Source organism: Sinomonas sp. G460-2, assembly GCF_047759905.1.
In the GTDB taxonomy this organism is placed as follows: Bacteria; Actinomycetota; Actinomycetes; order Actinomycetales; family Micrococcaceae; genus Sinomonas.
Map to the genome: position 1 here is coordinate 1 of NZ_JBKZWT010000213.1, position 6401 is coordinate 6401.

A 6401-nucleotide genomic window follows, 5' to 3' on the forward strand; every position below is an offset into this window, starting at 1 on the left:
CCCAGTCGAAGAAGTCGCCGCCCACGCTGCGAGACGGGTGGCACGCGCCCGCGACGTCGTAGCCGCGGACGTTCGGGGCGCGGTCGGGGAGGAGGCCCTGCTGCACGCGGGCCGCCGTCTGCAGATCGCTCTCCTGGACGGAGGCCGCGCGGGGCCGGCGGAACAGCGCCTCGACGCGGGCCTGGAGCTCGCGCGGGCTGAACGGCTTCGCGAGCACGTCGTCGGCCCCGCGGTCGAGCGCCTCGAGCCTGTCCGCCTCCGCCGCCCGCGCCGTGACGACGAGGATGTAGGCGTTGCTGAACATGCGCAGGGTGCGGCACACCTCGAGGCCGTCGAGGTCGGGGAGACCCAGGTCAAGCGTGATGAGGTCTGGAGCGTCCCGGCGGGCCGCCTCGAGCGCCGGGTACCCGGCGCCCGCGCTCGTCGCGTCGAAGCCCTGGCGGCTCAGCGTCGCTTCGAGGAGCCGACGGATGTCCGGATTGTCCTCAATAATGAGCGCTCGGCGAGTCATCGTTCTCCCTTCCACGCCAACTCAACCACTTCTGACCATCTGTGTCACAGACTTATCTGGGGATTATCACGCGTGACGGGAGGACCTGTGGACAAGTTACTCGATGTCCTGCTGCTGGGGCGGCACCGCTTCGGTGCGCTGGGGCCGCGCAGCAGGGCGGTGTTGAGCCAGCTGCCGCTCAATCTGACTTTGCTCTTGGTATTCGTTGTCCTTGCTTTTGCCGATCCCCACGCCCTGACGTTCCCGCCGTTTCTCTCGGGTCAGATCGTGGCGCTCGTCATCCTCCTCCTGTGTGGTGTGGTGCCTTGGGGGCGACTGCCCGAGTGGTGTGTGCTCGCGATTCCGCTCCTGGATTTCGTGGCCGTGGGCCTCGTCCGGACGGGCGCGACGGGCGCGCTCTCGGGGCTGGGGCTGCTCGCCGTGTTCCCGGTCATGTGGCTCGCGGGTTCGGGGCGCCGCCTTCGACTCGTCGTGGCCCTGTGCGCGTTCGCGTCGCTGGTCATGGTGTGGACGCCGCTGCTCGCGATCGGGGGCCAAGCACCCCACACGTTCCTTGCCGAGCTTGTGGTTCCGCTCATGCTCGTATCCGTCGGGGTCGCGATGTCCGTCATGACCCTCAGCGGGATCGCGCAGCAGCAGCGCGTCGAGGAGCTCCTGGCCCGGAGCGAAACCCGCCAGCGGCTCCTCGACACCGTGCTGGAGACGGTCGACGTCGGGGTCCTCGTGATCGACGACGCCGGCACGGACGTCTTCATGAATTCGCGACAGCGCCAGCTCTATCTCACCGCGCTCCCGCCCGGGGCGGCGCGTGCGCCCGAGTCCGAGCTCCTCGTGTACAGGGACGGGACCGACGAGCTCGTTCCGGTCGAGGAGCGGCCCATGGGGCGCGCCAACGCCGGCGAAGAGCTCAACCACGAGGTGTACCGCCTCGGGCGTGGGCCGGAGGCCCGGACGGTCTCGATCTCGGCCCGCGCGTTCCGGGATGCCACCGGCGAACTGGCCGGGACCGTGCTGGCCTGCACGGACGTCACCGAGGTCGTGGCCGCCGTGCGGGCTCGCGACAGCTTCCTCGCCGCGATGTCCCATGAATTCCGAACCCCGCTCACGAGCCTGCTCGGCTACGCCGAGCTGCTGCTCGAGGATGAGTCGCTCAGCACGTCGGCGCGCTCCGACCTCCGCGTGATGAGCCGCAACGCGCAGCACCTGAGGAAGATGGTCGACGACATCCTGGCCGCCTCGGTCGAGGGCTCGTCGCCGAGCCTCCAGCGCACGGAGCTCGACCTCGCGAAGCTCGTTCGGCAGGCGGCCGTGTCTGCCGCGCCGGACGCAGAGAGCCGTGGGATCGCCGTGCGCATTGAGGACGACGGCGAACTGCCGGTCGTGGGCGACAAGACCGGCGTCGTTCGCATCTTGGACAACCTCGTCTCGAACGCGCTCAAGTACTCCGAGTCGGGCGCGCTCGTGACGCTCACGACCGAACGGGACGGCCGGTGGGCCGTGTGCCGCGTCCGCGACGAGGGGATCGGCATCCCTCCCGAGGATCTCGAGCGGATCTTCACGCGGTTCCAGCGCAGCTCCTCGGCCCTGCGCTCAGGCATACCCGGCACCGGGCTCGGGCTTGCGCTCGCCCACGAGGTGGCTACGCAGCACGGCGGGCGGCTCGAGTGCACGAGCGAGGTTGGCGTGGGCAGCGTCTTCACCCTGCGCTTGCCGCTCGCGGGGGCAGGAGTCTCGCCGAACCAGTCCACCGCCGCCGAAGGGTAGGGCACGGGGCGAGGCTGTGTCACAGACGACGGCGGGCCCGGCCGTCCGCTGCACCGTGGGCGCGTGCTGGTGGCGGCCAGGCCTTCGTCGGCTCTGGCCCAGTTCGCCCACGGGGGCGTATGGTCCGTGCTAGGCGAGAGCGACCGTGTGTCACAATCGGCGAGGAGCAGTGATGGGCATCGTTTCGTCCGGCTTTCTGGGCCGCAGGAAGAGGGATGTTCCGGGCCTGCCGCCCGGACAGTGCTTGACCGACGGCTTCCCCGTGCTGTCAGCCGGTCCCACACCGAGGATCGATCGGAGCGACTGGGAATTCTCGTTCACCGCGGAAACCGGAAGCAGCCGCCACTGGGACTGGAACGGGTTCATGGCCCTTCCACAGGAAGACGTCATCGCCGACCTCCACTGCGTGACGAGCTGGTCGAAGCTGGGAACCAGGTGGCGGGGCGTCCCCGTGGACGAGCTGTTCGACGGGCTGGACACCGACGCGAAGTTCGCGCTCTTCCACTCGTACGGCGGCTACACGACCAATCTCCCCCTTGAGGACGTGGTGGGAGGCAAGGCATGGATCGTGCACCAGTTCGAGGGGGAGAACCTGGCCCCTGAGCACGGCGGCCCGGTCCGGCTGCTGGTGCCCCACCTGTACCTCTGGAAGAGCGCCAAATGGGTCCGGGGCCTCGAGCTGATGGCGGAGGACAGGCCAGGCTTCTGGGAGAGCCGGGGCTACCACCTGCACGGGGATCCGTGGCGCGAGGAGCGGTACGGGTGAGCGGGGCGTGGACGGTGGCCGACGTCGTCGCTGTGCACGATGAGACTCCGACTGCGCGCACGATTCGCCTGCACCTTCCCGCGCCGGTTCATTTCCTGCCCGGGCAGCACATCGACATCAGGCTGACGGCCCCGGACGGCTATCAGGCGGTTCGCTCCTATTCGGTGGCGGCGGCCGCCCCGCCCGAGGGCTTGGAGATCACTGTCGAGGAGCTGCCGGACGGCGAGGTGTCGCCTTACCTGGTACGAGATCTCGCCGTCGGCGATCAGCTGGAGGTGCGGGGACCGGTGGGCGGCTGGTTCGTGTGGCGTCCGGAGGAGGCCTCTCCCGTGCAGCTCATCGGAGGAGGGTCCGGCGTCGTTCCGCTCATGGCGATCGTGCGGGCGCACGCCATAGCCCGCCACCCCGCGCCCTTTCGGCTCCTCTACTCAGTGCGAGCCCCTGAGGCGACTTTTTTCCGAGGGGAACTCGAGTCCCTTGCGCGATGGTCCGAGAACTTCGACCTGACTTACGTCTACACGCGGAGTGCCCCCGACGGCCTGCCCGTCGGAAGGCTCGACGCCCGTACCCTCGAGGCGAGTGTGCTCAACAGCGGGTCAGATCCAGCGGTCTATGTCTGCGGTGCGACGGGCTTCGTTGAAGCGGTCTCGGGGTGGCTCGTCGACTTGGGCCATTCCCCGGACCGGATCAAGACCGAGCGGTATGGCGGCTTGGGAGGCGCATCGTGAACCAGTGGACGGGGCGGCCGGCCCGCTCGCGGGCCCCGGAAGACGACTACCTCGACGGCAATGCCCTGGCCGGCCCTTTGTCCGAGGTCTTCTCGATCGACATCACGGCTGCGCTCGGCACGTGCGGAGGCTGCGGCGCGGTCAGGGCAGTCGCGGAAGCCCACCTGTACGTCAACGCGCCCGCCAAGATCTTGCGCTGTCCCTCCTGCGGAGGAGTGCTGCTCAGGCTGGACGACCGAGGCGGCCGCTTCATCCTCGACCTGAGCGGCTTCACCCAGCTCACCATCCAGCTCGGCTAGATGCTGGGCTCCGCCCGCCTCATCGTGTGATGCGCGGGCCGGACACAAAGCGGTCCCGGGCGTGGAGCCCGCAGGCCCTTGCGCGAGCCCAGTGCGGTGAACTTCGACATGAGACTTCCCAGTCGTCAGTGTTGTCTTCTGTCCCCCGAGATATGAGATCGCACCTCAATGATCCATGACAGAAGTTGACAATGTCACGACTTGAATCGACATTTCTGAGATGGTGAAGCCGCGGGTTAGAGCCCTCACAGGCCGTGCGCCGCGGCGTAGTCTCCCAACCGGTCCGCGGCCAAGGCCGCCGCGACCTCCGCGATGCCCCCATAGTCCGGCAGCACGATGGACTGGCCGTTCGCGGAGAAGCCCGTCCCCGCCGTCGGCAGCGTGAAGAACACGGAGGCCGCCGGGTCGGTGACGCGGAGCGCGTAGGCGAGCGTGGCGAGCGTGGTCGGGTCGAAGCCCTGGTCGACGGTGAGGACGAACGAGGCTATCGCGACGATGCGGATCGCGCTGGCCGCGTCGCGGACCGTGCCGGTGCTCAGCAGGCGGACCATGAGGGCTCGCACAAACGCCTGCTGGTCGCGCACCCGCTGGTAGTCGCCGTCGACAAAGGCGTGTCGCTCTCTGACGAACTGGAGGGCGGCCTCTCCGTCCACGTGGTTGATGCCCTGGGTGAACGTGTGCTCGGTGCCGGGGGCCGCGGTGAAGGGAACAGTCGCGGTGAAGGGGATGGGGACGTCGACATCGACTCCGCCGACGGCATCGACGAAGGCCTTGAGGCCGCCGAAGTCCGTCATGACGTAGTGGTCGATATGCGTGTGCAGTAGGGATTCGACAGTGGCGACGACGAGCTTGGGGCCGGCCAGCTGTAGACCCGCGTTGATCTTCATGACGCCATAACCGGGAATGTTCACCCAGTTGTCGCGCATGATCGAGATCCCGTAGATCTGGTGCCGGTCCGCGGGAACGTGGATGAGCATGATCGTGTCGGCATCCTGCGGGGCAGATCCGCCGGTGGCCTCTTGCTGCTCGGTTGCCTCGCGCGCGCTCCCCGAGATGTCGCTTCCGAGGACCAGGATGTTCATGGGCACCGGGGGCAGGTCCGGCAGCGACGGCGATGGCGGCGGGGGCGGCAGCGGCGACGGGGTGGGCGTCGGTGTCGGTGTCGGTGTAGGTGTAGGCGTCGGCGTCGGGGACGCCGTGGTCGACGTCGGGGCCGCGGCCGGGGGTGTCGGGGGTGGCGACGAGGCGAGGATCGTCGCAAAAACCGCCCCGAATCCCAGGATGAGCGCAACCGAGGCCGCGATCAGGACAAACCTCCACCGGAGCCAATTCCGTCCCGGGCGGCCGGCAGCATGAGGACTCTCACGGTCGCTCATGAGGCCACGATGACACGCTCGCGGTCACGAGGGCAGTGGCTTTGTGCCCGGCTCAAGCGCAGCGGCCGGCGGCGACTGGCCTACTTCGGGCGCGTCGCCGCCGTGCCGCTCGCCGGGAGGCAAGTCAGTCGTCGTGCGTCTCGTGGTGGCTCGAGGATTCCGCGTGCTCCTGGGTTGCCGCGCGGTGCGTGGGCGCAACGGAGGGGGTGGCCGCGGGCTTGTCGGAATCGTGCTCGGCCCGAGCCGACTCGTGGAGCTCGCCCTGGGCGGACTCGTGGTCGCCGCTTTCTTCGCCCTGCTCGTCCTGATCTTCGCCCTGCTCGTCGTGGTCGACGTGCGAGGGCGACGGGCGGACGGTCGGCTCCGGCGGCTCAGGCGATTCAGTCGGTTCGGCCGTTTCGGTGGGCTCAGCGGTCTCTGTGGGAGAGGACGTCGCGGTTGGCGACGCACTCGTGGGCGAGGCGGTCGGCGTGGGTGACGCCGTATCCGTCGTCGTTGCGGTGGCTGTCGCCGTTGGTGTCGCGGAGGGGTCGACGGCGGGTACCGTCCCCTGAAACGCGTAGGCGGCGGCTCCCGCGCCCCCAACGGCGATCACGCCCGCCGCGAGAGCCCCGATGGCGAGCTTGCGTGCGCCTAGTCCGGTGAACTTAGACATGAGTCCTCCTCAGGTGTCCTCTGCCCCCCGCTTTTTGAGATTGCCTCTCTATGTTCAATGACAGAAGCTGAAAATGTCACGACTTGGAATGACAGTTTTCTGACTGTTAACCGGACTGCCCCGGCGACAGGGTACGTTCCGGTCGCCGGGCAGCCTCCGTCAGAGCTCGACGGCCTGAACCACCGGGTTCGGGTTCCCGAAGCGGTGCGCCGTGAGCGAGACCGCCTGCTCATGCAGGAACGGGAGCAGCTCCACGCGGCCCGCGGCCACCACGGGGTGCGAGTACACCGCGACGTCCGGTG

General features: G+C 68.7%; 7 protein-coding genes. 4 read left to right on the forward strand and 3 right to left on the reverse strand.

Annotated elements, in window-relative coordinates; all coding sequences use genetic code 11:
* The coding region (locus tag ACLN58_RS16120; protein ID WP_415856270.1) for a response regulator transcription factor at positions 1 to 511 on the reverse strand (511 nt) is incomplete at its 3' end.
* Positions 512 to 598: 87 nt separating this feature from the next.
* On the opposite strand from ACLN58_RS16120, the gene ACLN58_RS16125 reads away from it, so the two are divergent.
* The 4 genes from ACLN58_RS16125 (at position 599) to ACLN58_RS16140 (ending at position 4068) form a co-directional block, all read left to right on the forward strand.
* Positions 599 to 2275: a sensor histidine kinase gene (locus ACLN58_RS16125; protein WP_415856271.1), complete on the forward strand. Its 1677-nt coding sequence runs from the start codon at positions 599 to 601 to the stop codon at positions 2273 to 2275.
* 172 nt (positions 2276 to 2447) lie between these two features.
* Positions 2448 to 3041 carry a sulfite oxidase-like oxidoreductase gene (locus ACLN58_RS16130; protein ID WP_415856272.1) on the forward strand — a complete coding sequence of 198 codons (594 nt, stop codon included), beginning with the start codon at positions 2448 to 2450 and terminating at the stop codon, positions 3039 to 3041.
* A complete protein-coding gene (locus tag ACLN58_RS16135; RefSeq protein WP_415856273.1) occupies positions 3038 to 3769 on the forward strand; it encodes a ferredoxin reductase in 732 nt (243 codons plus the stop codon). Before ACLN58_RS16130 ends, ACLN58_RS16135 begins: the two co-directional genes overlap by 4 nt.
* Complete coding sequence (locus tag ACLN58_RS16140; RefSeq protein ID WP_415856274.1) at positions 3766 to 4068, forward strand: DUF6510 family protein; 303 nt, start codon at positions 3766 to 3768, stop codon at positions 4066 to 4068. Before ACLN58_RS16135 ends, ACLN58_RS16140 begins: the two co-directional genes overlap by 4 nt.
* Positions 4069 to 4313: 245 nt before the next feature.
* Here ACLN58_RS16140 and ACLN58_RS16145 read toward each other — a convergent pair whose 3' ends face one another.
* Together ACLN58_RS16145 and ACLN58_RS16150 are read right to left on the reverse strand one after the other, a co-directional pair.
* Positions 4314 to 5150, reverse strand: coding sequence for an LCP family protein (locus tag ACLN58_RS16145; protein WP_415856275.1), 837 nt, complete (start codon positions 5148 to 5150; stop codon positions 4314 to 4316).
* Between the two features lie 418 nt (positions 5151 to 5568).
* The gene (locus ACLN58_RS16150) at positions 5569 to 6099 is read right to left on the reverse strand and encodes a hypothetical protein (protein ID WP_415856276.1); all 531 of its coding nucleotides are present in this window, start codon (positions 6097 to 6099) and stop codon (positions 5569 to 5571) included.
* Positions 6100 to 6401 lie beyond the last annotated feature (302 nt).